Consider the following 24,823-nt stretch of genomic DNA (forward strand, 5'->3'; position numbering starts at 1 on the left):
TTACGAAATACAGCTTAGAAATGGTCATACACATTGTAAGGCAAATGGCGCTTATGTGCTGTTTTTGCGTACCAATTTTCAATCTTTTCAGCTGCTTGTGGGGCTACTTCATGACCTTCTAAATAGTTATCGATATCATCGTACGTAACGCCCAAGGCCACCTCATCCGGCAATGCAGGACGCTTATCCTCAAGGTCAGCTGTTGGGACTTTTTCATATAAATGTTTAGGCGCCCCAAGGTGATTCAAAAGCGCTTTGCCTTGCCGTTTATCCAAACGCCAAATTGGTGTCACATCAGACCCGCCATCACCAAATTTAGTGTAAAAACCAGTCACGGCTTCCGCTGCATGATCTGTGCCAATGACAATACCTGACATAGCACCCGCAATTCCATATTGGGCAATCATTCGCTGCCGTGCTTTGATATTTCCCTTATTAAAATCACTAATCTTTAAATCATTTGCTTCCAGTGCCTGCACCATGGCATCCGCTGCTGGTTTAATATCCACTCTTTTTACTTGATCTGCTTGAATGAACTCGATGGCCGCCATGGCATCAGATTCATCCGCCTGAACGCCATAGGGTAATCGAACAGCTATAAATTGGTAACTGCGATCACCGGTATCTTCACGCATTTCAGTGATTGCCATTTGAGCCAACTTACCAGCTAAAGTGGAATCTTGTCCACCAGAAATCCCCAATACTAAACTTTTAATAAAAGTATTTTTGTGTAAATAAGCCTTCAAAAAATCAATGCTTCGGCGAATTTCTTTCTCCGGGTCAATTTCTGGCGCTACTTTCAAATTTGCAATAATCTCTTTTTGTAAAGGTCTCAATCGTATCTTCCTCTCTTATTCCCCAAATTTTAAGGAATTAACATAATCACGAACACCCTTAATGCTGGCCATTTTACGGTCATAGCACTCTTGTGACAAATCAACTGGATAATCTTGAGGATTCAAATCACGTTTATACTCATCCCACAAAGAATCAAGCATCTTCCTAGAATATGCCTTAATATCTTTTAGTTCAGGCAGTTGATAAACAAGCTTTCCGTTTTCAAAAATTTTATGCAGTAATGGGCGCGCATTGAAATCACTCACCGTTTTATTAATGTAAGTATAGTTTGGATGGAACATATAAATGGAAGGTTGTTTACGGGGATCTTCCTCCCACAACGTAATATAGTCCCCCTCTGACTTGCCATCTGCATTCTTTGAAATGCGCCAAACCTGTTTCTTTCCAGGAGTTGAAACTTTCTCTACATTATTAGATAGCTTTATGGTATCCACCATCTTACCATCTGAACCTTCAATTGAAACCATTTTGTAAACCGCACCTAATGCCGGTTGGTCATAAGCTGTAATTAGCTTTGTGCCAACTCCCCAAACATCAATTTTTGCTCCTTGCATTTTTAAGTTTTGGATAGTTTTTTCATCTAAATCATTAGAGGCATACACCTTTGCATTGGGAAAGCCAGCTTCATCCAACTGTTCACGCACACGTTTTGATAAGTAGGCCATATCACCACTATCGATTCGCACACCCAAGAAATTGATTTGGTCTCCCATTTCCTTAGCCACCCGAATGGCATTGGGTACGCCACTTTTTAGTGTGTCATAAGTATCCACTAAGAAAACACAATCGTGGTGCGTTTGTGCATAGGCTTTAAATGCATCATAATCATTTCGATAATACTGAACAAGCGCATGCGCATGCGTCCCGCTGATCGGAATGCCAAAAATCTTTCCTGCACGGACATTGCTAGTAGCATCAAAACCACCGATATAAGCTGCACGTGTGCCCCAAATTGCGGCGCTCATTTCTTGCGCACGACGCGTGCCAAATTCTAGTAACGCATCATTACCCACAACTGATTTAATGCGTGAGGCTTTCGTCGCAATTAAAGTTTGGTAATTGACAACATTCAAAATAGCCGTTTCCACCAACTGACAATCTGCTAGCGGCCCTTCTACTTGCATAATAGGTTCACCGTTAAAGACCAAATCACCTTCTACGGCAGAACGAATCGTGCCACTGAACTTAAAATGCCTTAAGTAGTCTAAAAAATCATCAGGATAGTGCTCTGATTCTTTTAAATAGTCCAGATCCGAATCAGTAAAATGCAATTGCTGCACGTATTTAACCACGCGCTCTAAACCGGCAAAAATAGCGTACCCATTGTGAAATGGCATGTCACGAAAGAATACTTCAAAGACAGCATTCTTGTTATGAATTCCTTGTTCCCAATATGTTTGAATCATGTTAATTTGGTAAGCATCCGTATGTAACGTTAAACTGTCATCCGGATATTTTTTAGTCATGACGAGTGTACTCCTCAGTTAGTTAGTGTTTTAATATTATTAACAGTAGTTGCACCTATTTTATCATTTTTTCTATGGTGCGTCATTTTCATTACCCGAAAGGATTGATTTTATGATAAACGCTTCATTTTCCAGCGTTGAAATCATGGGAATTCCATTTGCTAATGCCACGCAACAACAATTTGTGCGTCAATTGCAAAAACGAATTGTGGCTCAGCAGAATACGTTCGTTGTCACTGCAAATCCCGAAATTGTCATGTACGCAGCTCAAAATCAAAAATATCGTGACATCGTGTTAACAGCAGATTATATTTCTGCAGACGGCATTGGCATTGTGCAAGCTGCTAAAACGCTCCATACCCCCTTGCCAGAACGCGTTACAGGTTATGAAACTTTTGCAAGTCTCATGTCGTGGTCTGAATCACAATCCCGAAAAATTTACTTTCTTGGAGCTAAACCAGCTGTAATTGCGGCTTTAACTAAAAAAGTTGCTACCCAATATCCGCACATTCAGGTAGTTGGGGCTCAAGACGGTTATTTCAACGATGACACCAAAGTCGCAAAAACCATTCAAGAAAGCCAGCCCGATATCGTCTTTGTCGCAACTGGGTTTCCACGACAAGAACAATTTATTGCTCAGCATCGCCAGTTAACCAATGGGCTCTGGATGGGAGTTGGTGGTAGTTTTGATGTCTTTGTGGGAGCTGTTAAACGTGCCCCTGAATTTTGGCAAAAGCATCACTTAGAGTGGTTCTATCGACTCCTTACTGACCCTAAACGTCTAAAACGTCAACTTGTGATCCCTAAATTCATGTGGGCCATTCATAAATTAAAAAAATAAAACTGAAGCAAAATTGGCATTCAAATCTCATATCCACATCCTGGATTATGAATTCGAACCTAATTTTGCTTCAGTTTTTATTAACGATTCAGGTAAAACTCAAAACGTTCACCAACATACTGTGTCCGTACATACTCAAACGGCTGTCCGTCCTGTAAGTAAGAAACCTGTCGTAAACGTAGAATGGCTTCACCACGTTTAATGTCTAAATATTCGGCAATTTTTTCCGAAGCCAACATAGCCGAAACGGTCTGTGTCGCCTTACCAGGAATTAGTCCTGCCTTTTTTTCTAATGTTCCGTACAAGGAACTGGTCACTTCAGCCTTACTAAAATCCTTCACCAATCTCTCAGGAACCGTAGCTGTCTCAAAACAAATGGGGACATCATTTGCATACCGAATTCGCTCCATGCGCAACACTAATTCGCCATCTTTTAACTGCAGCTTCTCGCTTTCACTCATCGAAGGTTGTCCAGCATGATACGAAATTGTTTTACTAGAAGGTGTTTTCCCTTGGGCCAACATTAAATCTGTAAAACTCGTAACCCCCGACATCTTTTCTTGTACCTTTTGGTTGGCCACAAAAGTTCCAGAACCCACGCGGCGTTCCAAAATTCCTTCATCAACCAAGGTCTGAATAGCTTGCCTAAGCGTCATTCGGCTCACATTGAATTGTTCAGCCAACTCACGCTCTGCTGGAATCCGGTCACCAACTGTCCATTTACCCGCTTCGATTGCTTTTTTGATTTCATTATGAATTTGTATATAAATGGGGGATCCCATAATGCCACCTCCTGAGAAGACTCTGTTAAGTCTATTATAGCGAATTATCGTGTCAAAACGTGAAATTTATTTTTTGGCATTTGAAAATTCGCGGCCATAACTGTAAGTTGCCAATTTATTCAAATTATCATCAAATAAGTTCAGGTCAGCATCTTTACCGACTTCAAGGGTTCCCTTGCTATCGAGCCCAAATTCAGCAGCCTGATTGACAGAACTCATTTGAACAGCATCTTCAATACTGCATCCCATAAACTTCATGGCGTTCTTGAAGGCATCTGTAAATTCCAATACTGAGCCTGCCAAAGTGCCATCTGCTAAACGTGCCTGTTTGTCCTTCACGTAAACTTTTTGACCACCAAGCTCGCTTTCACCTTCTGGCATTCCCTTAGAACGCATGGAGTCTGTGACTAATTCAATGCGTTCTGGTCCCTTCACTTCAAAAGCGAGGCGTAACATGTCAGGCACAATATGAAAGCCATCACAAATGAGTTCGGCATAAATGTTGTCTTCTAACATCACGTGTCCTGTCACACCAGGTTCGCGATGTTTCCACTCACGTTGTGCGTTGTATAAATGTGTCCCATGACTCACTTTACTATTCAACAAGTCAGCCCGCTTAGCATTACTATGACCAACAGATGGCACAATTCCATGTGCTAAACAGTAAGATTCAAATTCGTCAGCACCTTTGTCTTCTGGTGCCATTGTAATCAATTTGACTAAGCCATTTGATGACTTATTCCATTGTTCTAACAAACTGATATCAGGATCTTTAATGTACTGTTCTGGTTGAGCACCCTTAAATGTTGCTGAAATGAAAGGTCCTTCCAAATGCACACCCTTAATCACTGGGTTGACAGCTGCTGCTTTTGCGACACCTTTCATGGCATGATCAATATTTTCATTTGATTGTGTCATTGTGGTACAGAAATAAGTGGTAATTCCTTCATTTTGGGTCATTTTAGTGACCATTTCATTAATTTGATCAGCATCCCCATCCATGGCATCAAATCCATAACCACCATGACTGTGCACATCAATAAATCCTGGTGTCACAATGGTCTCTGCAGCAAAGTGAATTTCATCATCAGGCAATGGCCGAAATTCGCTCATTGGGCCAACCGCTTCAATCTGTTTACCAAAGCGAATAAAGCCGTCATCGATTTTTTCTAAACCCGTATAAATTGTGGCATGTTTCAATACAGTACTCATCTGATAAAAATCCTCCTCAATTTTGTTTAAGTTCATTATAATCGGTATAGACCAAAACTTCAAGCCAAAATTTAGTCTTCTCGTTCTTTGGCAATCGTCGCATCAATTCCTTTGACCACCGCTGTCATGAACCCAGCTTCTTCCATAGCTAAAAAACCAGCAACTGTTGTGCCTCCTGGCGATGAAACTTTATCAATTAAAGCAGCTGGATTTTCATTTGCTTGTAGCACCATTTGAGCACTGCCATTAACAACTTGTGCAGCAATGTCCGTTGCGGCTTCTTTGGTCAACCCATATTTCACACCGGCACGCGACAGTGCATCAATAAAGAAATATGCGTACGCCGGGGCGCTACCAGCAATGGCACTGAACGTTGGAAAATCAGTTTCTGAAATGACCATCACTTTGCCCACCCGCTCAAAAACTTTTTGGCCATCTTTATAGGGTGTCTCTTGTAAATCACCACTAGCTGCTAAAGCCGTCATTCCTTCACCAATTTCGACGTTCACGTTTGGCATCACCCGCAATACCGGTCTCTGGCCTATCACATGCTGAATTTGCGCAATACTTAATCCAGATACCACCGACGCCAGTAATTGAGACGTGCCACGCAATTCTGATTTAATCGAACTAAGTACTTTTTCAGCAATATCAGGCTTCACTGCCAAAATCACGACATCTGCTTTGCTGGCCACCGCTTCATTGCTCTCTTCAATGACTAACTGTTGCTCAGTTGCAAAGGCTTGATAATGGGCCAAGTGACCACTATGTACCAAAATATTTTCTCCTTTGAATCCTGCTTTGCGTAGTCCCACAATGATTGCCTTTGCCATATTACCGACACCAATAAAACCAACTTTCATAACATTCGCTCACTTTCTTCTTTATTTAGTTCCATTTTAGCATGCTTCCCTTTAAAACCTTCATCTATGTGAAGCGTTCATTTCTTTTGACCAATTTAAAGTTGATTTAATCTGTCCCTTTTATAGTGCTAGTAGACGCCATTATTAAAGTCTTTAGACACTTAAAATTAATTTAAAATTAACCAAAGAAACGGAGCTCAAGCTTATGACAGTTTATGCACAAATACTCGCAGGTGGTAAGGGCACTCGCATGGGAAACACCGCAATGCCCAAACAATTTTTACCCCTTGGCAAAAAGCCAATTCTTATTCAAACTATTGAAAAATTCGTGTTAGAAGAGCGGTTCAAGGCAATTCTTGTTGTTTGCCCAGTCGACTGGTTAACACACACACAAGATCTGGTTCACAAATATGTAACGGATCAACGGGTGGTTGTCATTACCGGTGGTGCTGAGCGAAATGATACTTTAATGAACGGAATTAAATACATTGAGGAAAATTTTGGATTACAAGATGACGATGCAGTTGTCACCCATGATGCGGTTCGCCCTTTTATTACGAAACGAATTATTGATGACAATATTAAAGCCGTTATGAAGTACCCTGCGGTTGACACCGTGGTCCCCGCAATTGACACCATTGTTCGCGGGAAAGATGACCAGGTTGAAGAAATTCCGATTCGTGATTATATGTATCAAGGACAGACACCACAAAGCTTCAATATCAAACACTTAAAGGCAGCTTTCAATCAATTAACAGATCAGCAAAAAGCCATCTTATCAGATTCGTGTAAAATCTGTCTTTTAGCCGGTGAGGCCGTTCATGTGGTCCGTGGTGAACTCGCCAACATCAAAATCACGACTCCTTATGATCTCAAAATTGCACGAGCTATTATAGAAACGCGGGTGAATATTTAATGTTGAATCAAGTTTATCGACTCGTTAGTGCCCACCAATTTGAAGCGCAAACAATTGATGAGAATTTAAGCTCTGACGAAATTATTGTGCGTCCAACCTATCTATCCCTTTGCAAAGCTGATCAACGCTATTTTTCTGGCAATCGCTCACAAACCGTTTTGGACAAAAAATTACCAATGGCGCTTATTCACGAGGCAATTGGGAAAGTCGTTTTTGACCCACAAAACCAATTTGCTGTTGGAGATACCGTGGCCATGGTGCCAAATACCCCACATGAGAAAAGTTCAACTATTAAAGAAAATTACCTTACAAATAGTCACTTTCGTTCCAGCGGGTATGACGGTTTTATGCAAGAATATGTTTTTCTGCGGCGTGACCGCGCCGTTAAGGTTCCTAAAAGCTTTGAACCGCACATGGCAGCTTTTACCGAAATGATATCAGTAGGCGTTCAAGCACTTACCAATTTAAAAGAAACCATGGACAACGATGAATCCGTTTTAGGAATTTGGGGAGATGGCAATCTCGGCTATATCATTGCCTCGCTGGCTAAAGCATTTTTCCCTAACAGCCAACTGATCGTGTTTGGCCGGCATCAATACAAATTAGATTATTTTTCATTTGCGGATCAAACTTATCTTGTCAATGACATTCCACCTGAATTAAAAGTCAGCCAAGCATTGGAATGTACGGGTGGTTCTGGAAGTCAAATTGCCATCGATCAAATTATTGATCATATTCAGCCGATGGGAACTATTATCCTGTTGGGTGTTTCCGAAAATCCAATTGAAATTAACACACGTTTAGTCTTAGAGCGTGGGCTTACATTAAGAGGATCCAGTCGTAGTGGGCACCATGATTTTCAAACAGTCATTGATATTTTGTCGAAAGATCGTCAAACTTATGACCGTTTGTGCAACTTAATTGGGACTACACAAAAAGTCACATCTATTAGAGAGGTTGTCTCTTTCTTTGAAAAAGACAGTACAAGCTCCTGGGGAAAGGCCGTGATGCGGTGGGAAGTCTAAAAGTATTCAAACTCAAGCTTTTAAAACATTTATATAATATTAGCTATCAATTCTGTTACCTTGCTTTCCGACCACGACCAAAACGGGTCACATTTGCAACAATGCGCAACACCCAACTTGTGGATAACTTACAGCAAGTTCATGACACTTTTGAGAAAAATGGTAACTATGAACTTAAAGTCTTTTGCTTTCACTATGATCGCTCTTGGTTCAGTCGTCTCAAATTCTTTTGGTATTCTTTAATCTCAGTATATTATATCGCCACTTCACATCTGTTCATCATTGATGACTACTTTTTCCCCTTGTACGCGATCACTAAGCACCGTAAAAACGTAGTCATCCAATTGTGGCATGCTATTGGGACGCTTAAGAAATTCGGCTTAAGCCTACCCACCGCTCAGCAAAGTGTCATTAAACCGCACACAAATTACGATTGGGTAATGGTCAATACGCAAACTGACCGTCAAGCGTATTCAGAAGCCTTTGACATCAAAAAAAGTCACGTCTTGGCCCTAGGAGAACCCATGTTAGATTCGTTTGCGGATTGCCAAATAAATTTGCCCGAAGGTATTCAAAAACGGGTTCTTTATTCACCAACATACCGCGCAAATAATGTTCAGCAAGTTAAGGCGGCCATTTCCGCATTCATTCGGGCTTCAGGCACCCTAAACAGTGATTGGGAAATCTATATTTCGGTGCATCCTTATGTTAATATGAAAATAAATATGCGGGAACTGCCTAAAAATATTCATCTTTTTCAAGACCCCGGCTTAGTAAAGAAACTGTTACCCTCCGTAGCCGTTTTTATTACGGATTACTCGTCACTTTTGCTTAACTTTAGTTATTTTGAACGTCCGATTTTATTATTTACACCAGATTACGAGCAATATCAGCAACAACAGGGATTTTATGTGGATTACTTTAACTATTTGAAGGCGCCTCATTTTCAATCGGCAGAAAACTTAGTGTCCTTTATCAATCAAGATTTAGCACACTTAGACTTAACTTATGTGCGCCAATTAAAACAAAAAAATTTCCCCAACCGAGACGGTCATAACAGCGATCGTATTTATCGGTTTTTAACATCAATTAATAGGTATGGTGAAAAAGAAAAATGAAACATATATTAAGAAGAGTCAAAAACAGAATTCGGCGAACGTTCCTAGCGCCCGCAACTACCCAAACGTCTGAAGTTACTCCGCCTACTTATACCACGCCTCACCTTGTTGAGGGCGTGGATTCTTTGATTAAAAGACAGGTTTCTTCAATAGACTTTAACGGTGCTTACTTAACCATCAAAGGAATCGCTTATTTTGAAAAATTCCCTGAAAAGGATGAAGAGAAAATTATTAAAAGCTTGATTCTCTCTACAGAAGATAGTCCAGAAATTGAAATTCCTTTAGTTAACCGCTCAAATGAAGATAACCGGTTTCCAGTGGCCGGTTATTCGGGAGTCGTCAATTTTTCTGTTCTCAATCATGGTAAACCGCTCGCCCCTGGTCAATATGACATTCAAATCCAACTCAAGCAATATTTGTCAGACGGATGGCTAATCCAGCGGACCACCTTAGGAAAAATTGCCAATTGTGATCATGATCTAAGCTATATTACCAAGATGACAAGTTACTCGGCCAAAAAGAATTCCGAATATCGTTTAATTTTTAAATATAATTTTGCTGCCAATGCGCTAAGAGTCGAATCAAACATTCTCAGCGAAATTGATCCCTTAACCAATGAACTGGATACCGAATTCGTTTTAGAAAGTCCATTCATGCATTCTCTAAAGCGGCGCGTCTTGAAACTTGCTTACAACTGGTACCACTTGCTTCCAGTCAACCCAAAGAAAATTTCGTTTGTTTCAGACAGTCGCACGAGCATCTCCGGCAATTTTGAGTTTATTTATAAGGAGTTATTGCGACGGCATACAAACTTTAAGATTTCCTTCTATCTGAAACCCAGTATCAAGGCACGAAAATCTTGGCACGAAGTTTTCACACTAGCCAAAGCTTTCGCCACCAGTCGCTATATCCTTCTTGATGATTTTTATCCACTCATTTATCCGTTAAAAATCCGGCAAAATACCGATCTTATTCAAGTTTGGCATGCAGTTGGTGCTTTTAAGACTTTTGGTTATAGTCGTGTGGGGATGCCTGGTGGTCCAAAGTTGGATTCACTAAATCATCGTAATTATACAAAGGCTTTAGTTTCTTCCACGCATGTGGCAGATAAGTATGCTGAAGGATTCGGTATCTCGGAAAACAATATTGTAACCACTGGTATTCCACGCACGGACATCTTTTTCGACCATGATTACGAAACTCAGATTCGCCAGAAATTGCAGAAGGATCTTCCTTTTATTAAAGGTAAAAAAGTGGTTCTTTTTGCACCAACCTTCCGTGGAAATGGACAGCAATCAGCCTACTATCCGTTTGAGGAAATTAATTTCAGAAAAATCTATGAGGCACTGCATGAGGATTACGTATTTCTATTAAAAATTCATCCATTTGTGCAAAATAAGCCCAACATACCTTATAAATATGCTGATTTCTTCCACGATGTTTCTGATTACCGTGAAATTAATGATCTTTTATTAATTGCAGATGAACTCATCACTGATTACTCATCCGTTTGCTTCGAATATGCCCTTTTGAAGCGACCTATAATTTTCTTTGCCCCTGATTTAGCTGATTATATGCAAAAGCGTAGTTTTTATTTTGACTACTTAGACTTTATTCCAGGACCGTTAGCAGAAAATACGCCTGAGTTAATCCAACAAATTAAACAGCCCAACTTCAATCGTCACAAGCTCGACACCTTCGTGAACTACTTCTTTGATCAACCTGATGGAAAAGCAAGTGAACGTTTTGTAGATAACTTAATCAATGGATTTGCCGATCAAGAACCCGTGTCAGTCAACAAAACAAACGACCCTGAAGTTTCCCCAGACGGAAAAGTAGTTCCTCACTGGGGTCAACAGAAATAACTTGTAGCACCGCCAAATAGATAAATAAAGAGGCTGGAAAAATTTCCAGCCTCTTTTTGTCTCTGAACTTTAAGAGTCGTAATCAAGAAAAATGATGACTTTTCTGCTTAGCTACGAAAACCAAACGCTTCAAAGGGCGATTCATTCGATTTCCTACGCTGCCATGGCAACGTAATTTTGGTTGTCTGGACAGCGTCACAGGCTCAAAGTTAAAGCATTTTTGTCACTCCTATCATTTTTCGATCTTTCTTATTCATTTATGCCATAACTATGTTTGCTTGGAAACAACGAAAAACGTTCTGAACGGTACACGTAACCCCCTGTTCCAAGATTAGTTAGCTTTACATTAAAGATTTGTTTATTCGTTTTACGATTATATTCAATCACATTAGCCGCATCCCCATTGTCTAACCAACCAAAATCTATTAATCGGTTAGTTTTATTTAAATAACGATTAGAACCGATGATATTTGCAAAATTTTGTTTTCCTAATGATTTACCGAAACTATCGACCTGTTTAATGGTCTTGTTCTTCTCGTTGATTTCATACTCAACCCCTTCTGAATATTTTCCAGAGGATTGTGACAGTGATTTTTTGGTTTCACCAACTGCAATGTTATTATTGAAAATTAACACATTTAATCTATTTTTCTTTTTTAATGAATCAGGCGTCACAATTGCTGCATGTTGCCCACCTGGCCAAGAAATCTTTCCCGAAGCCTTCAACAAATATTTGCGATACGCTTTCGGCCAAGCTGAACGTTTCTTACCAGATAAAATCCATTTGATTTTTTGAGTCTTATAATCGATTTTCATGACTAAATTTTGATTTCGACTGGAAATGATCAAACTTTTGTCCGTTTTGTCATAGTAAACCGAGTTTTGGTGGAACCAATCGCGTTTACCCATGTATTTATGACTCTTGGTTGCCTTGTAAAACTTATAAAATTTACTTGGTAAAATATTTTTCATGTTAATAACCTTAGTGATTTTTCCTGTTTTATGAGAAATCACAATCATCGTATCTTCCACATAGGTACGCCCACCATCCGATACTGTCGCAATCAAATCTTGGTTAGGCAATTCGGTCACATCATGATGAATCTGATTATGATTTTGTTTTTTGGACCCTTTGGCTTTTCCCCAAGCCTTGTGATTTAACCGATAAACACGACTAATTTTACCCGTATAATCCATTTCAACTAATTCGTTAAAGTATGAATTCGCGGCCTTGGATTTTGTCCAAATCAGTAAATGACCATTAGTTAGTTGCTTAAAGATATGTGACGTTGGTCGTGTAGTATACCACCGAATCGCCCCGTCCGCATCAATCCCAAAAGAAAAGTTTTTGGATTCATTTTTCCCAGAGATCGTGGTTCGCACCATAAAAGTTAACTTGGCATTTCCTTTTCCGAGTGCCATTTTCTTTTTATTTGCCTTGGTCACTTTAACATTAATGGCAGCTAAAGAACTAGGTAACTTGGCTGTTTTAATTCGAATCGTTTTCGTTACTGATTGTCCATTCTTGTACGTCACTTTGATTTTGATTTTATTATTATAACCGGCGTAAAGGCCTAAAATTTGTAACGTATGTTTTTTCGTGTACGTCTTTGTCGGATGTGTAATCGAAGTTTTATTAGATTTTCCCACCACCGTGTATGAAACCTTGGCCGCACTTTTGGTCTGAAAAATTGTGACTGCTGTTAACGGTGACGTTTTGTATGGATTTAGCTTTGTATAACTATGGTTAAGCGTGTATTGGCTACTTGACGCTTTCTGTTTCAGACGCGTCGTCACAGATTTTTGCGCCTTCTTTTCACCATAGCTGAATCGAGAATTGATATCCTTTTTTACTGCACTGGCCGAACGAACTTTCCCGGTGGTTTCAGTGGTACTTGTAGCCTGGGTCTGGGATATTTTATCGTAAATAACCCCTCCAGCCACCATGACAGCCACAATCGTAACCAATAGCCATTTAATTTTTTTGCGCATGGCATGACCTCTCTTCTTTTTGTCATCTTTATTTAAAGTAGTGGACAAGTTGCCTACATCACTAGTAAGCGATTGGTTGCTGCAATTAGCTGCTCACCTACCTGCAAATTCTTCACATAGGTACCGCTTGCCAGTAAATGTCCCCCACCACCAAATTGTTGTGCAACGGCATTAATTGGCACAAATTTTGAACGTAGATGTACACGATACTGGCCTTCTGGGCTCTCAATAAACAGCAACCATATTTTGACTTCCTTTAGCCTAGCAGGCAAAGCGACAATACTGTCTTCTGAACCCCAAGGAATCTGCAGCCGCCTTAAAAGTGCTTGGGGGATCACTAAGGTGGCCAGCCCCCGCTGATTAATCTTGATATTTTCGAAAACAAACCCCATCAGTTTACTGAGCTTAAGATCAACTGCTGTAACTTGTTGACTAATTTTGGCCCCATCTATTCCCAATTGATACAACTTTGAAGCCACATCAAACGTTTGGCTAGTGGTATCTGTCGTTGAAAAATTAACCGTATCTCCAATAATGCCGGCATATAACTTGCCGGCAATATCTGCATTGATTTTTAATCTTTCTGGATAAGTTTGATATAACTTATAGATCATCTCTGCACAACTAGCCATCTGTGGCTCAACCCAATTGAGTTGGGCATAGGGATCTAAATCAGGATGATGATCAATTTTAACGGTGGGTGATACTGGTAATGGTCCCGCAATCCGCGCACGATTTGCACAATCAACCACTATGGTCAAATCTACTGTGCTGGGCAATTTTTCAACCGTCATATCCTCACTTATCCAGGCTAAAGATGGCTTAGGCAAACCAACAGCGATGACCTGTTTTTCTGGAAATGAAAGACGTAACATAGCCGTCAAGGCTGATTGAGTGCCAATGGCATCAAAATCGGGGTTAACGTGTCGATACACAAAAATACGCTGATGTTGTAGAATTAAGGCCATAATTTTTGAAATCATTGCATCACCTCATTTTTCATCATGATTGGAAAGATGGCACATAATGATGACTGCTCAAATAATCGATAATTTGCTTCACCGATTCTTCCAAGGTTTGGGTAGAGGTATCAATTGTAAGTTCAGGTTTTTGTGGTGCCTCATAAGGCGCATCAATTCCCGTAAATCCTTTAATTTCACCTCGACGTGCTTTAGCATACAACTGCTTTACATCACGTTTTTCGCATACTTCAATCGGTGTATTCACAAAAATTTCAACGAACTCACCGTCATCCAATAGCTCACGGACGCGTCTGCGATCTTCACGATAAGGTGAAATGAACGCCGTTAAAACAATTGTCCCCGCATCGACAAATAGCTTCGCAACCTCGCCAATGCGCCGAATATTTTCGGTTCGATCTTCTGCAGAGAAGCCCAAATTCTGATTCAACCCAAAACGGACATTATCGCCATCTAGTACATAACTGTTCACATGGTGTTCGAATAACTGTCGCTCTACCTCAACGGCCAGCGTTGATTTTCCAGAACCAGATAACCCAGTGAACCACAGCACGGCACTTTTATGACCAAAGTATGCTTGTCGTTGTTTTTTATCAATTTTGGTTGTCTGCCAAGTAATATTGGTTGCTTTATTCATGTGCCACCTGCTTTCGCATTCCCTCAATTAATACCTTTGCCACTTCGGGACGTGAAACTTCCTTAGGTGGCACAATCCCATCACGTAACATTTTACGAACTTTAGTTCCGCTTAATGAAATACGGTTTTTCTCATCGTGTGGGCAGGTTTTGTTAGTGGCCATAGAACCACATTTATTGCAGTAAAAGGCATTTTCAAATTTAAAGAATTGCATCCCCATCTCATCTTCAACTGAAGTGATTAACTCTTGGGCTTCATACGTGCCATAATAGTCACCCACACCAGCATGGTCTCTACCGACTATAAAGTGTGTACAGCCATAGTTTTTTCGTACAATGGCATGTAAAATGGCTTCTCGAGGACCTGCATACCGCATAGCCGCTGGGTAAATGACTAATCTGACACGATCTTTAGGATAATAATAATGTAAAATTGTTTCATAACTCTTCATGCGGACATCGGCTGGAATATCATCAGCTTTGGTTTCTCCAACCAGCGGATTGAGAAGTAAACCGTCGACACTTTCCAGTGCTGTTTTTTGAATGAATTCATGTGCGCGGTGAATCGGATTTCGTGTTTGAAAACCAACAATCGTCTGCCAGCCCAAATCATGAAATAACTTTCTCGTCTCAATTGGTTCCATATAGTAATCATTAAAGTCACCATGAGACGGCATCTTTAAAAGATTGATCGGTCCCCCTAAATAAACGGGACCGGTACTGTACATTTTTTTAACACCAGGATGAGCCTCTTCAGTTGTCCCATAGACATTTTGAGCCTCCAAAGTCTTATCCGGCCGGTACTTATCGGTCACGGTCATCGTCGCATAAATTGCACCATCTGCATCTACTAAAGTAACTTTTTCATTTACTTCAATTTTTTCGGCATCTTCTTCGCTAACTGGTAAGGTAATGGGAATACTCCAAATGATTCCATTTGCCAAATGCATATGATTGACAACCGCTTCGTAATCAGTTTTCGACATAAATCCAGTTAGTGGACTAAAACCACCAATGGCTAAAAGCTCTATATCTGAAATGGTCCAGTTATTAATAGTCAATTTAGGCAATTTTTTAGCCGCCTCTAAACTTGATACTGATAAATCTTTTAAATTTACTAACTTACCGCCATGAGGTGTGATGCCATATACTTTTTCCATTTCATTTACCATCCTTTTTTATAATGCTGATCCCAGTTTTTTTAACTGGACGACTTCATGAGTGACGCGCTGTTGGTAATCGAAGCCTTTCGCCACTTCCTGACTACTTTCTACGAACTCACTAACTTGCTGCTTAATTCCTGGATTAGTGAGTTCTGAAGCGTAAATAACCAAATGCGGGTGCTTGTTCAACCGCTTCAAAATTCGTTCGTACGTCTCGAGAAGTTGGCTTTTTTGCCGCGTATCACGTGCCATTTTTTTATCATCAACAATTAAAATATTGCGGGTATTAAGATTCATTTCTTCGCTCACCGTCATTAACATTTCAATCACTTTACTCGTTAAGACATCTCCAATTCCCCAGACCACCTTCTTTTTAGCTGATTTTCGGACATAATTATTGATATCTTCTTTTTCCTCTAAATAGGCAAAATCATCGGCATAGGTATCTGTTTCTTGAGGATTGTTTTCAAGTTGTTGGCTTACTTGACTTAACAAATCATGGATTCTCTTTGTATTTTCATTGTCCATAGGAATTCCTTTTTCAGCTAATAACTCATTTACTGAATTAACTTGTTGGGTATCAGTCCCGTAAACGTAAACTGTCTTCCCTGGAATGTTGGTATTGAAATCTCGATATAATGAACCATACTTTTCAACATAACGTGTTGTTAAATGTTTAATTTGGTCATCAAATTCTTTTGAAGCCAAAAAGTGATCATCATTTGACGCCTTAACTGCCAGCAGATACAAATTTTTTACGTCATCGGTCAGATTTTTTTCAGCTTTAAAAGCTTCCAGACTTCCACCACTGTCGCTTTTTTGCAATTTGGGATCAATAAAACCATCGATCTTTTTTTGTAATTCATTTTCATCTTTGGGCCAGGGTAAATCTAGTTGAGTGGCAACCCGCTTAAGGGTTGGGAGCGTTTTGTGAAATAAATCTTCATAACTCACAACCAATCTTGGTTGTCCCTTAGTATCTCGTAAAGAAAGCAGGGTTCGAACTTGCCATTGCCGTAGCGCCATCGTTTTATCACGATGCCAAGCTCTTGAATTAGAAGCGACCACGTCCAACGGATTACGAATTAAAATAATTTCAGCTGGTTTCACATGAATGTCATCCAAAACATGTTGCCACAACTCGATATAGTCGTTCATTCGCGGATCCTTAATTACTAGATATTGCGCTTCATGAAATTTATCAGTTAAGTACTTCGTTAAATTGGCCCGATCTTTTTTAATTTTGGGACTATCATAATACCCTTCAAAAGCTGGACGATAACGAATTTTGCTCCCAATGGCTTTATGAATATTAATAATATCTTTGTTTTCAAAATAGCCTTTAGGATTAATTTTTTTACTGGGAGCCAACAGGTTATCTGTTCCTAACGAAATTCCCATAAAATTAATACACTTAGTTAGGACTGACGTGCCCGAGCGACCACTTCCTAATACCAATACAGCCTGCTTGGGATGTTGAGCCCTAGAAAAAAATCGTTTTAAAAAATGAATGTTCATCTACAACTTCCTTTCTTTGCCTTACAAAACGACATATACGGTATATGTCACAAAAACACAAATAATCATACAAATCACATTTAGTGGAATGCCTACCTTAAAATAATCCGTAAATTTATAATGGCCCGGTCCATAAACAATGAGGTTAGTTTGATAGCCGATCGGTGTAGAAAAATCTGCGGTCGCCGCAATGGTAATCAGCATGGCTAACATCATGACCGGTAAATTCATATCATCTGCTGCAGAAACGATAATGGGAAACATCAAGGATAGTGAGGCTGCATTAGATAAAACAGCCGTTAAAAAGTTAGTAATAAAATACAACAAAAACATGTACAAAATAGGATTTGAGGTGCCAGTCAACACTGCCAGTTGATGTGCAATCAACTTGTCAGCTCCTACGTTTGACATGGCCAACCCCAGGCCATAACTACTAGCTACCAGCAGTAACACATTCATATCTACCGCCTGAACGATGTCTTGAACCGTCACACACTTAGTTAAAAACAAAATGACACAAGCTGCTGCCAAAGCCACAAATAAATCAGTCATTTTGAGTGTTGCGATCAGGATTGCGCCCATTAGTAATAAAACGGGCAAAAAATCTTTATAGCTTTTTTTGACAGCTCGTGCTAACTGGGCATTGAAGACATGTAAATCTTTCATGGCATCCAGCTGTTTAGGTTCATTGGTCGTAATCGCTACTAAATCATCACCAGCTTTCAAACTAATCCGACCAATTTGACCATTCAGTTTAGCTGCATCGCGGTGAATAGCCACAATGACACCACCGTAAGCATCACGAAAACGGGCCGATTTGACGGTTTGGTTAATAAGTGCTGAACTATCCGGAATAGATAGTTCTACGAGATGCGCGTGCTCATTTGTCACATCTCTCATATCAATTTGTTGGGTACTGGGTTGCAAGCCTGGAATTTGCAATAAGTCATTAATTTCATTTACAGAACCGGTGAAATAAAGACGATCATTTTTTTTAAGCGTCATATTTTCAGTCGCAGGTACCATTGGATGACCTTTTCTGTTAATTGCAACCAAAAAAACATGTTCCAAGTTTCCTAGGCCCGCTTGAGTCACGGTCTGATTTAGGTAAGGAAAATTTGGGCCAATTGAGAGTTCAATTAAATAATCGCTATGAGATTGCATGATACTATCCACATTATTATTTTTATAACGAGGCAATAGTCGATAGCCGATTGTCATTAAGTACACGATGCCGACCAGTGTAATGGGAATACCAATGACAGCAAAATCAAAAAAGCCAAATTGATGAAGATGATATTTAGAAAGCAATCCTTGTGCAACCAAATTTGTGGAAGTCCCCAAAACAGTAATCAGACCACTTAGAATGGTGACGTAAGATAAAGGAATCAAAAATTTTGAAATGGCCAAGTTCTTCTCTTTACACCACTTCTGGATCATGGGCGTTAAGGTAGACACAATTGGCGTATTATTGATAAAGGGTGAAAATAAACTAACCGTAGTTAACAAGCGCAAAAGGGACTTTTTTTCGGATTTTCCGGAACCCAGGGTATGCGTAAAAAAATGAGTCATGACGTTACTTTTGGCAATTGCATGGGCCATAATGTACATTAATCCAATCGTGGCTAACCCCTCGTTGGCAAATCCGGATAACGCATCGCTCGGGCTCAGAATACCGATAATCATAAAAAAGGCCAGTGCACTTAAGATAACGGCATTTGGCGTCGTGACCTCTAAAGCCATTAGAACAAATGTCACGGCCAATGTGGCCAACACAATTGCAATCTGTAACGTCATTTATTAATCACCTCTATTTTCAGAAATTTACAAACTTAACAATTAACCTAAAAAAACTGATGTGTGTTACTAATACGAAAAAAAGTTTAACTTGCTTAGATTAAATCAAGATAAATATCACGCAACTTTTTGGCATAATTTTTTAAGTTGAAAATTTTCGAAAAAAAAAGCCTAATCGCAGCAGATATAAAATCTACCTTGATTAGGCTGTATGGTTTATTTAAATTTTATGGGATTCAGTTATTTATTTCAATTACGTGGCAATTAGGACTTGCGACTCACGACCAACGTGTATCCTTAAAAAAGGCACAAATATGGTTTTGCCTTGTGTCTAAAAGACCAATCTTTTGGTAAAAGGCCTTAGTGGCAGGTTCATCGTCTGTAATCAATACCAGTTGTCCAGTGGGATACGCCTTAACTAACTCCTCCATCAAGCGTTTGCCAATACCATGACGCTGAACTTCAGGCAACACCAATAAATCTTGCACAAACAAAATGCTATGTTGGTCAGTAACGCCACGAATTAATCCGATTAACGTATTTTCCTGCCAAGCTGAAATGAATACCGAATGGGAAACAGCTTGAACTAAACTGTTTGCATCTTTCGTATAAGCTAGCCATCCAACAGAAGCATACAAATTCACAAGTTGCGTCTGATTAGGTACTTGTTTTGAATATGTGATCATTTTTGTATTTTCACGCTTTCCTCTATCAAAAGTTACGGTTATCTTTTAATATCAGTGCATCTCACAACCCAATTTTTGCCATTTGTAAACCTCCACGCTAGCGCTTTTTTCCAAAACATTCGTTAACTCTATATTAAATCGCTTCGAACTACTTTTGACAATAAATAACATTTTCTAAGGCAAAACTTTCTTTTTGTAAAAAAAAACTGTTGTAGTGACTTTTGACAGTCATCACAACAGTTTTAATATAAGTTGGGCTAGCTGGATTCGAACCAGCGCATCACGGGATCAAAACCCGATGCCTTACCGCTTGGCTATAGCCCATTCATAAAAATGGAAGGGAGTGGATTCGAACCACCGAANCACACCACCGATCCTTAATCATTAAACTTGTCAGTTAAACCGATCAGTTTAAATGTAGCCAGAAAAAACTTTCTCAGTTGAACTAACCAAGCCGTATACAAAAATCAATAAGTGACCCAATAAGTAATTAATAATTTTTGCAATGATAGAGGTCGCCGGATCTAGATAATGATTCTATTCTGTATAGAATTGAATGGCACCTTTTGAATTGTTCGCACCCTTTAAACCTGTTGGCATTGCCACAAGCAAACTTTATACGATGTAAATTTGAATAATAATTGATTAATCAGTAGATCACGTTCCTTTCTAAAAGGATTTCATTACTAAAGTAGTCATGATTTAAAGATTGGCAAAAAATAGAAGAACATTTACATATTCTTCCGAGTTAAAATTAATACTTTTTAAGTTCATTTTCTTAAACTTATCGTTCCTTTTATAGCCTTTTTATGTCGTATTATTAACAATGTCCACAAAACTTTCATAATTAGTACCCAATTGATTTTGTAACCAATTAATTTAATTATGTGGCGGGACCGTAAAGAAATGTCCACGTTCGTCTCGAATATTTTGTTTAATTTGATTGAAAGTGTTGTGTCAGTATCTTTTTGGCTCAGTGCATCTAAATAGGCGTCCTCGACAGTTTGCATAAACGCATTTTGATCTAACTGACTACTGCTAAACAACACCGGTTGTCGATTTAAGTCATTGTTCATAGCAGTTGTTGTATCAGCATCTGTGCCTACATTGTAGGTATTATCTGCATTAATATTCTGTAGTTGTGATTCCAATACTTCTTTAAATCAATGGAATTCATAATAGTTAGTCGAGCAATATTATCTTGTCGTTAGGATATTGACCACGACTTGTGCTTTTAACTCGGGATTATATTTGACCATACAAAAAGTGCCCCACAATCATTAGACTGTTTGTCTAACAATTATGAAGCACTTCACACACTTAATTGATCTTTTAGGGTTTTTAGGTGATTTTCAATTACCCACAAAAACAAAAATCCGGTTTAATAGGCTTTTGATGTAAAAAAAAAGCTCCCAGGGGAGCTAAAATGCCGCCGGTGGGGGTCGAACCCACACTCCCGGTAAAGGGAACTGGATTTTGAGTCCAGCGCGTCTGCCAATTCCGCCACAGCGGCATCTAACTTATTGTGAAATACAAAACCTCAAGGAAAACTTAACGTAATCCTTAGGGCGGTAGGTGGGAATCGAACCCACGCGTGCCGGAGCCACAATCCGGTGCGTTAACCACTTCGCCACTACCGCCATCAATGGCAGGGATAGTAGGAGTTGAACCCACACCGACGGTTTTGGAGACCGTAGTTCTACCATTAAACTATATCCCTATCATTAAAATGGAAGGGAGTGGATTCGAACCACCGAACCCGAAGGAGCGGATTTACAGTCCGCCGCGTTTAGCCAGACTTCGCTACCCTTCCATAATATGGCGCAGGACAGAATCGAACTGCCGACACACGGAGCTTCAATCCGTTGCTCTACCGACTGAGCTACTGCGCCATAAAAATGACATTAATAAAAATATTCATTTTTAACGGTTCCAACGAGACTCGAACTCGTGATCTCCTGCGTGACAGGCAGGCGTCCTAAACCAACTAGACCATGGAACCAAAACTTTGAATGGAGAGTACAGGGCTCGAACCTGTGACCCTCTGCTTGTAAGGCAGACGCTCTCCCAACTGAGCTAACCCTCCATAATGACCCGTACGGGATTCGAACCCATGTTACTGCCGTGAAAGGGCAGTGTCTTAAACCACTTGACCAACGGGTCATACTTAATTACAACGGAGAGTAAGGGATTCGAACCCTTGAGACGGATAAATCCGTCTACATGATTTCCAGTCATGCTCCTTCGGCCAGCTCGGACAACTCTCCATATCCTTAACTCCGGCAGGCGGACTCGAACCGTCGACAACNTTAATCATTAACATCAGAAGTTCTAACGCATCCGACTAAAATATAATAACGAAAATTCGGACAAATATCAAGGGTTTTGAGTAAATTTTTTTAAAATTATTTTACGAAAGCTGTAAGTAAGCCAATCTTGATTGCCATTCACTCAAGAAATCTTGGTACTGCCATTCGTTTATACGATGTGTGTGATAGCCTACCGCTTGATTGTAATAAGTCGTTTTTTGAAACTGCTGGGGACGTGGATGAATGTGCATGTGTCCAAAAACTACAGCATCAGTTGAAAAGTCTTCCAACAATTTTCCAAGTCGTGGACTACCCATATACGCATTTGCCATATTCCATAGATTTCCAGCTGGGGCATAACGAATGTAATTCTTGCGTGGTACAAAATGGGTATAGTACAGAACATGTTTATGAGCCTTCTGAGCGCTTTTAAGCTGCTGGGTAGTCTCATTCAAAACTAAGTCCATTCGTTTGCTATCGGGCATTGGTTGCTTAATAGACCCATCTATCCAGTAAGCATGTTTCCAGGTCAAAAAATTAGCTTCTGTCTTTTCAGGGAGATTATCCGCAAATTGATAATCATACCAGCCATTATTGCCAATAATGCGCCAGTTGGTCTGTGGAACATCCAAATACTGGTTATGCATATAAGTTTTGTCCAATGGCGCTTCTAATTCCTCAAAACTGACACCGTGAACCATATCATGATTACCTGCGATAAATTTAACTATCGTCTGGTTGCCTAACTCCTGTTGGAGATGACGGACATAATCCAAGCTTTTCTGAAAATCATTAAATAGATCGCCCGCTATCAAATAAATATCCACATGCTGTTGCGCCAAATACGCTGCTTGATACTTGATCGTTTCGCCAACATCTAATCGATTGACATCAAAATGGTTGTCACTCGTCACCGCAACTTTCATAGGGATTCCTCTTTTCTTAACTAATCTTCATTCTAACTTAAAATAACATTGCTGTCTGTTTCAGAGCATAAAAAAAGAACGACTAAAATAAAAGTCATTCTTTACATCAAATTTAATTAATACCAACCATCTTAGATGAAATCCATTTAGATAATAACAATAATAAAATACCAAAGACAATACTTACAGCACCAACAATTAAGAAGTATGAAACTTCTGTAGCACTTGTGTAGAAGCGAACAATCTGAGAATTAATCGCCTGTCCGGCTGCATCTGCCAAGAACCACATACTCATCATTTGTGAGCTGAAAGCCTTGGGTGCTAATTTTGTTGTCACGGAAAGACCAATTGGAGAAATAAGCATTTCACCAATTTCAACCACTGCCCAACTACCGACCAACCATAATGGATTTACTTTCCCAGCTGTACCGAATAATATTCCAGGTAAAGCTATGAATAAATATGAAATGCCGGCAAATGCTAAACCATAGGCAAACTTATGTGGCGAAGTTGGCTGTTTACTTCCGAGTTTAATCCACATCCAAGCAAAGAACGGTGTGTATAACATGATGAATAACGGATTTAATGACTGAAACTGGGAAGCCGCCAAATTAATGGCCAATGGTCCTAAATGTAAATGTAGTTGCGTTCTTTGTGCAGCATATAACGCTAAGACAACAGATCCTTGTTCCTCAATGGCCCAAAAAATAACTGCTGCAATGAATAGTGGCACATAAGCCCAAAGACGTGATCGCTCAATTTTAGTGACCTTATTACTAGAAAACATTAAAACAAAATAGACCACAGGCGTTGCCACAGCAACAATACTTAACAACAGAACTACGTTATCCACTGTCATAGCATTAGCTAAGGCCATCACACCAAGAATTAACGCTAAAATAACTACGCCAATCCCTATTTGCCAACCAAGTTTACGTGCATCTTTAGGTTCAATTGGATCAGAAGGATATAGACTATCTTTACTCAGGTACTTCTTTCCACCTAAGTAATATTGAAGCAAGCCAAAGAACATTCCGATAGCGGCTAATGAGAAGCCAGCATGAAAGTTAACATGTGAGCCCACCCAACCAACAAGTAATGGTGCAATTAAAGCACCTAGGTTAATACCAAAAACAAAAATACTAAACCCAGAATCACGACGAATGTCTTCTTCTGTATATAAGCCACCGACCATTTCAGAAACGTTTGGTTTTAAAAGACCAGTTCCAATCACAATCAAGGCAATAGAGATAAATAATGCCGGTGCTCCAAATGGCAAGGCCAAAGCAATATGACCAAACATGATGAAAACCCCGCCCCAAAAGACCGTTTTTCTTGGTCCTAGAATCCGGTCACTGACATAGCCACCAATAACACTAGTGAGATAAACCAGTGAGCCATAAATGGACATCACCGAAGCGGATGTTGTCTGGCTAAAACCTAATCCACCCTTTGACACAGCATAATACATGTAGAAAAGTAGAATGGCGCGCATTCCATAGTAACTAAAACGTTCCCACATTTCAGTAAAGAATAATGTAGAAAGTCCTCTTGGTTGTCCAAAGAAGGATTTATCATTATTCACATCATTTGCGTTATTCAATTTATTTCTTCCTCCAAACATCTCTTGGTAAACAATAAAGTCATTTTTAGAGGTACAGCTTCCCAAATCCTCCCAAAAACAACAAAAGACACCATTAATGGTGTCTTTTAAATGCCGGCTAGGCGACTTGAACACCCGACCCTCGGTTTACGATACCGATGCTCTACCAACTGAGCTAAGCCGGCACTATAGAAAAAGATGTTAACTTTCTGTTGAGAAGGTTAACATCTATCACTACTCCGGCAGGCGGACTCGAACCGTCGACAA

At 39.7% G+C, this 24,823-nt stretch carries 20 protein-coding genes and 11 tRNA genes; 5 read left to right on the top strand and 26 right to left on the bottom strand.

The features are described 5' to 3' along the window. Positions 1-14: 14 nt before the first annotated feature. Together nadE and IV80_RS05375 are read right to left on the bottom strand one after the other, a co-directional pair. Positions 15-836 carry an ammonia-dependent NAD(+) synthetase gene (gene nadE, locus IV80_RS05370; RefSeq protein ID WP_057750654.1) on the bottom strand — a complete coding sequence of 274 codons (822 nt, stop codon included), beginning with the start codon at positions 834-836 and terminating at the stop codon, positions 15-17. Positions 837-851: 15 nt separating this feature from the next. Then, the gene (locus IV80_RS05375) at positions 852-2,324 is read right to left on the bottom strand and encodes a nicotinate phosphoribosyltransferase (protein WP_057750656.1); all 1,473 of its coding nucleotides are present in this window, start codon (positions 2,322-2,324) and stop codon (positions 852-854) included. 115 nt (positions 2,325-2,439) lie between these two features. Between IV80_RS05375 and IV80_RS05380 the strand changes: the two genes are divergently transcribed. Continuing rightward, positions 2,440-3,165, top strand: coding sequence for a WecB/TagA/CpsF family glycosyltransferase (locus IV80_RS05380; RefSeq protein ID WP_147186306.1), 726 nt, complete (start codon positions 2,440-2,442; stop codon positions 3,163-3,165). Between the two features lie 80 nt (positions 3,166-3,245). Here IV80_RS05380 and IV80_RS05385 read toward each other — a convergent pair whose 3' ends face one another. The 3 genes from IV80_RS05385 to proC form a co-directional block, all read right to left on the bottom strand. Continuing rightward, the gene (locus IV80_RS05385; RefSeq protein ID WP_057750660.1) at positions 3,246-3,947 is read right to left on the bottom strand and encodes a GntR family transcriptional regulator; all 702 of its coding nucleotides are present in this window, start codon (positions 3,945-3,947) and stop codon (positions 3,246-3,248) included. Between the two features lie 66 nt (positions 3,948-4,013). Beyond that, positions 4,014-5,159 (bottom strand): N-acetylglucosamine-6-phosphate deacetylase, encoded by a 1,146-nt coding sequence (gene nagA / locus IV80_RS05390; protein ID WP_057750662.1) that lies wholly within the window; start codon positions 5,157-5,159, stop codon positions 4,014-4,016. Between the two features lie 71 nt (positions 5,160-5,230). After that, positions 5,231-6,022: a pyrroline-5-carboxylate reductase gene (proC, locus tag IV80_RS05395; protein ID WP_057750664.1), complete on the bottom strand. Its 792-nt coding sequence runs from the start codon at positions 6,020-6,022 to the stop codon at positions 5,231-5,233. A 205-nt stretch (positions 6,023-6,227) separates the two neighbouring features. Here proC and IV80_RS05400 point away from each other — a divergent pair, with 205 nt between their 5' ends. From IV80_RS05400 to IV80_RS05415, 4 genes are read left to right on the top strand one after another with little or no spacing between them, the layout of a single operon-like run. Beyond that, on the top strand, positions 6,228-6,938 hold the full coding sequence (locus IV80_RS05400) for an IspD/TarI family cytidylyltransferase (RefSeq protein ID WP_057750667.1): 711 nt from the start codon (positions 6,228-6,230) through the stop codon (positions 6,936-6,938). Continuing rightward, on the top strand, positions 6,938-7,963 hold the full coding sequence (locus IV80_RS05405) for a ribitol-5-phosphate dehydrogenase (protein WP_057750669.1): 1,026 nt from the start codon (positions 6,938-6,940) through the stop codon (positions 7,961-7,963). The genes IV80_RS05400 and IV80_RS05405 overlap by 1 nt, the downstream gene beginning before the upstream one ends. Continuing rightward, a complete protein-coding gene (locus tag IV80_RS05410; protein WP_057750671.1) occupies positions 7,951-9,081 on the top strand; it encodes a CDP-glycerol glycerophosphotransferase family protein in 1,131 nt (376 codons plus the stop codon). The genes IV80_RS05405 and IV80_RS05410 overlap by 13 nt, the downstream gene beginning before the upstream one ends. Continuing rightward, positions 9,078-10,946: a CDP-glycerol glycerophosphotransferase family protein gene (locus tag IV80_RS05415; protein WP_057750673.1), complete on the top strand. Its 1,869-nt coding sequence runs from the start codon at positions 9,078-9,080 to the stop codon at positions 10,944-10,946. Before IV80_RS05410 ends, IV80_RS05415 begins: the two co-directional genes overlap by 4 nt. Positions 10,947-11,195: 249 nt before the next feature. On the opposite strand, the gene IV80_RS05420 is transcribed toward IV80_RS05415, so the two are convergent. The 21 genes from IV80_RS05420 to IV80_RS05520 all read right to left on the bottom strand — a co-directional run bounded on the left by IV80_RS05420 (position 11,196) and on the right by IV80_RS05520 (position 24,741). Next, a complete protein-coding gene (locus tag IV80_RS05420) occupies positions 11,196-12,938 on the bottom strand; it encodes an aryl-sulfate sulfotransferase (protein WP_057750675.1) in 1,743 nt (580 codons plus the stop codon). Positions 12,939-12,991: 53 nt separating this feature from the next. Then, the gene (locus IV80_RS05425) at positions 12,992-13,921 is read right to left on the bottom strand and encodes a DHH family phosphoesterase (RefSeq protein ID WP_057750678.1); all 930 of its coding nucleotides are present in this window, start codon (positions 13,919-13,921) and stop codon (positions 12,992-12,994) included. 19 nt (positions 13,922-13,940) lie between these two features. Further along, positions 13,941-14,555: an adenylyl-sulfate kinase gene (gene cysC / locus IV80_RS05430; protein WP_057750680.1), complete on the bottom strand. Its 615-nt coding sequence runs from the start codon at positions 14,553-14,555 to the stop codon at positions 13,941-13,943. After that, positions 14,548-15,714 (bottom strand): sulfate adenylyltransferase, encoded by a 1,167-nt coding sequence (gene sat, locus IV80_RS05435; RefSeq protein ID WP_057750682.1) that lies wholly within the window; start codon positions 15,712-15,714, stop codon positions 14,548-14,550. Before sat ends, cysC begins: the two co-directional genes overlap by 8 nt. Before the next feature lie 18 nt (positions 15,715-15,732). Then, complete coding sequence (locus IV80_RS05440) at positions 15,733-17,235, bottom strand: sulfotransferase family protein (protein ID WP_057750683.1); 1,503 nt, start codon at positions 17,233-17,235, stop codon at positions 15,733-15,735. 21 nt (positions 17,236-17,256) lie between these two features. After that, positions 17,257-19,032 carry an SLC13 family permease gene (locus IV80_RS05445; protein WP_057750687.1) on the bottom strand — a complete coding sequence of 592 codons (1,776 nt, stop codon included), beginning with the start codon at positions 19,030-19,032 and terminating at the stop codon, positions 17,257-17,259. A gap of 278 nt (positions 19,033-19,310) precedes the next feature. Then, positions 19,311-19,718: a GNAT family N-acetyltransferase gene (locus IV80_RS05450; protein WP_057750690.1), complete on the bottom strand. Its 408-nt coding sequence runs from the start codon at positions 19,716-19,718 to the stop codon at positions 19,311-19,313. 252 nt (positions 19,719-19,970) lie between these two features. Then, positions 19,971-20,042, bottom strand: a tRNA-Gln gene (locus IV80_RS05455). A 446-nt stretch (positions 20,043-20,488) separates the two neighbouring features. After that, positions 20,489-20,869 carry a hypothetical protein gene (locus IV80_RS05460; protein WP_057750692.1) on the bottom strand — a complete coding sequence of 127 codons (381 nt, stop codon included), beginning with the start codon at positions 20,867-20,869 and terminating at the stop codon, positions 20,489-20,491. 276 nt (positions 20,870-21,145) lie between these two features. After that, positions 21,146-21,231: transfer RNA gene (locus tag IV80_RS05465), tRNA-Leu, on the bottom strand. Between the two features lie 54 nt (positions 21,232-21,285). After that, positions 21,286-21,358, bottom strand: a tRNA-His gene (locus tag IV80_RS05470). Between the two features lie 6 nt (positions 21,359-21,364). Further along, positions 21,365-21,438: transfer RNA gene (locus tag IV80_RS05475), tRNA-Trp, on the bottom strand. A 10-nt stretch (positions 21,439-21,448) separates the two neighbouring features. Continuing rightward, positions 21,449-21,531 (bottom strand) — tRNA-Tyr (locus tag IV80_RS05480). Between the two features lie 6 nt (positions 21,532-21,537). Further along, positions 21,538-21,610, bottom strand: a tRNA-Phe gene (locus IV80_RS05485). Positions 21,611-21,645: 35 nt separating this feature from the next. Further along, a tRNA-Asp gene (locus IV80_RS05490) sits at positions 21,646-21,720 on the bottom strand. Positions 21,721-21,731: 11 nt separating this feature from the next. After that, positions 21,732-21,804: transfer RNA gene (locus tag IV80_RS05495), tRNA-Val, on the bottom strand. Between the two features lie 4 nt (positions 21,805-21,808). After that, a tRNA-Glu gene (locus tag IV80_RS05500) sits at positions 21,809-21,881 on the bottom strand. 14 nt (positions 21,882-21,895) lie between these two features. Then, a tRNA-Ser gene (locus IV80_RS05505) sits at positions 21,896-21,985 on the bottom strand. Between the two features lie 143 nt (positions 21,986-22,128). Next, positions 22,129-22,953, bottom strand: coding sequence for a metallophosphoesterase (locus IV80_RS05510; protein ID WP_057750694.1), 825 nt, complete (start codon positions 22,951-22,953; stop codon positions 22,129-22,131). A gap of 112 nt (positions 22,954-23,065) precedes the next feature. Next, entirely contained in the window at positions 23,066-24,556 is a 1,491-nt protein-coding gene (locus IV80_RS05515; RefSeq protein ID WP_236699574.1) for a peptide MFS transporter, read from the bottom strand. A 112-nt stretch (positions 24,557-24,668) separates the two neighbouring features. Next, a tRNA-Thr gene (locus IV80_RS05520) sits at positions 24,669-24,741 on the bottom strand. Positions 24,742-24,823: the final 82 nt, after the last annotated feature.

The sequence above is a fragment of the Pediococcus cellicola genome, assembly GCF_001438655.1.
GTDB classification, from domain to species: Bacteria; Bacillota; Bacilli; order Lactobacillales; family Lactobacillaceae; genus Pediococcus; species Pediococcus cellicola.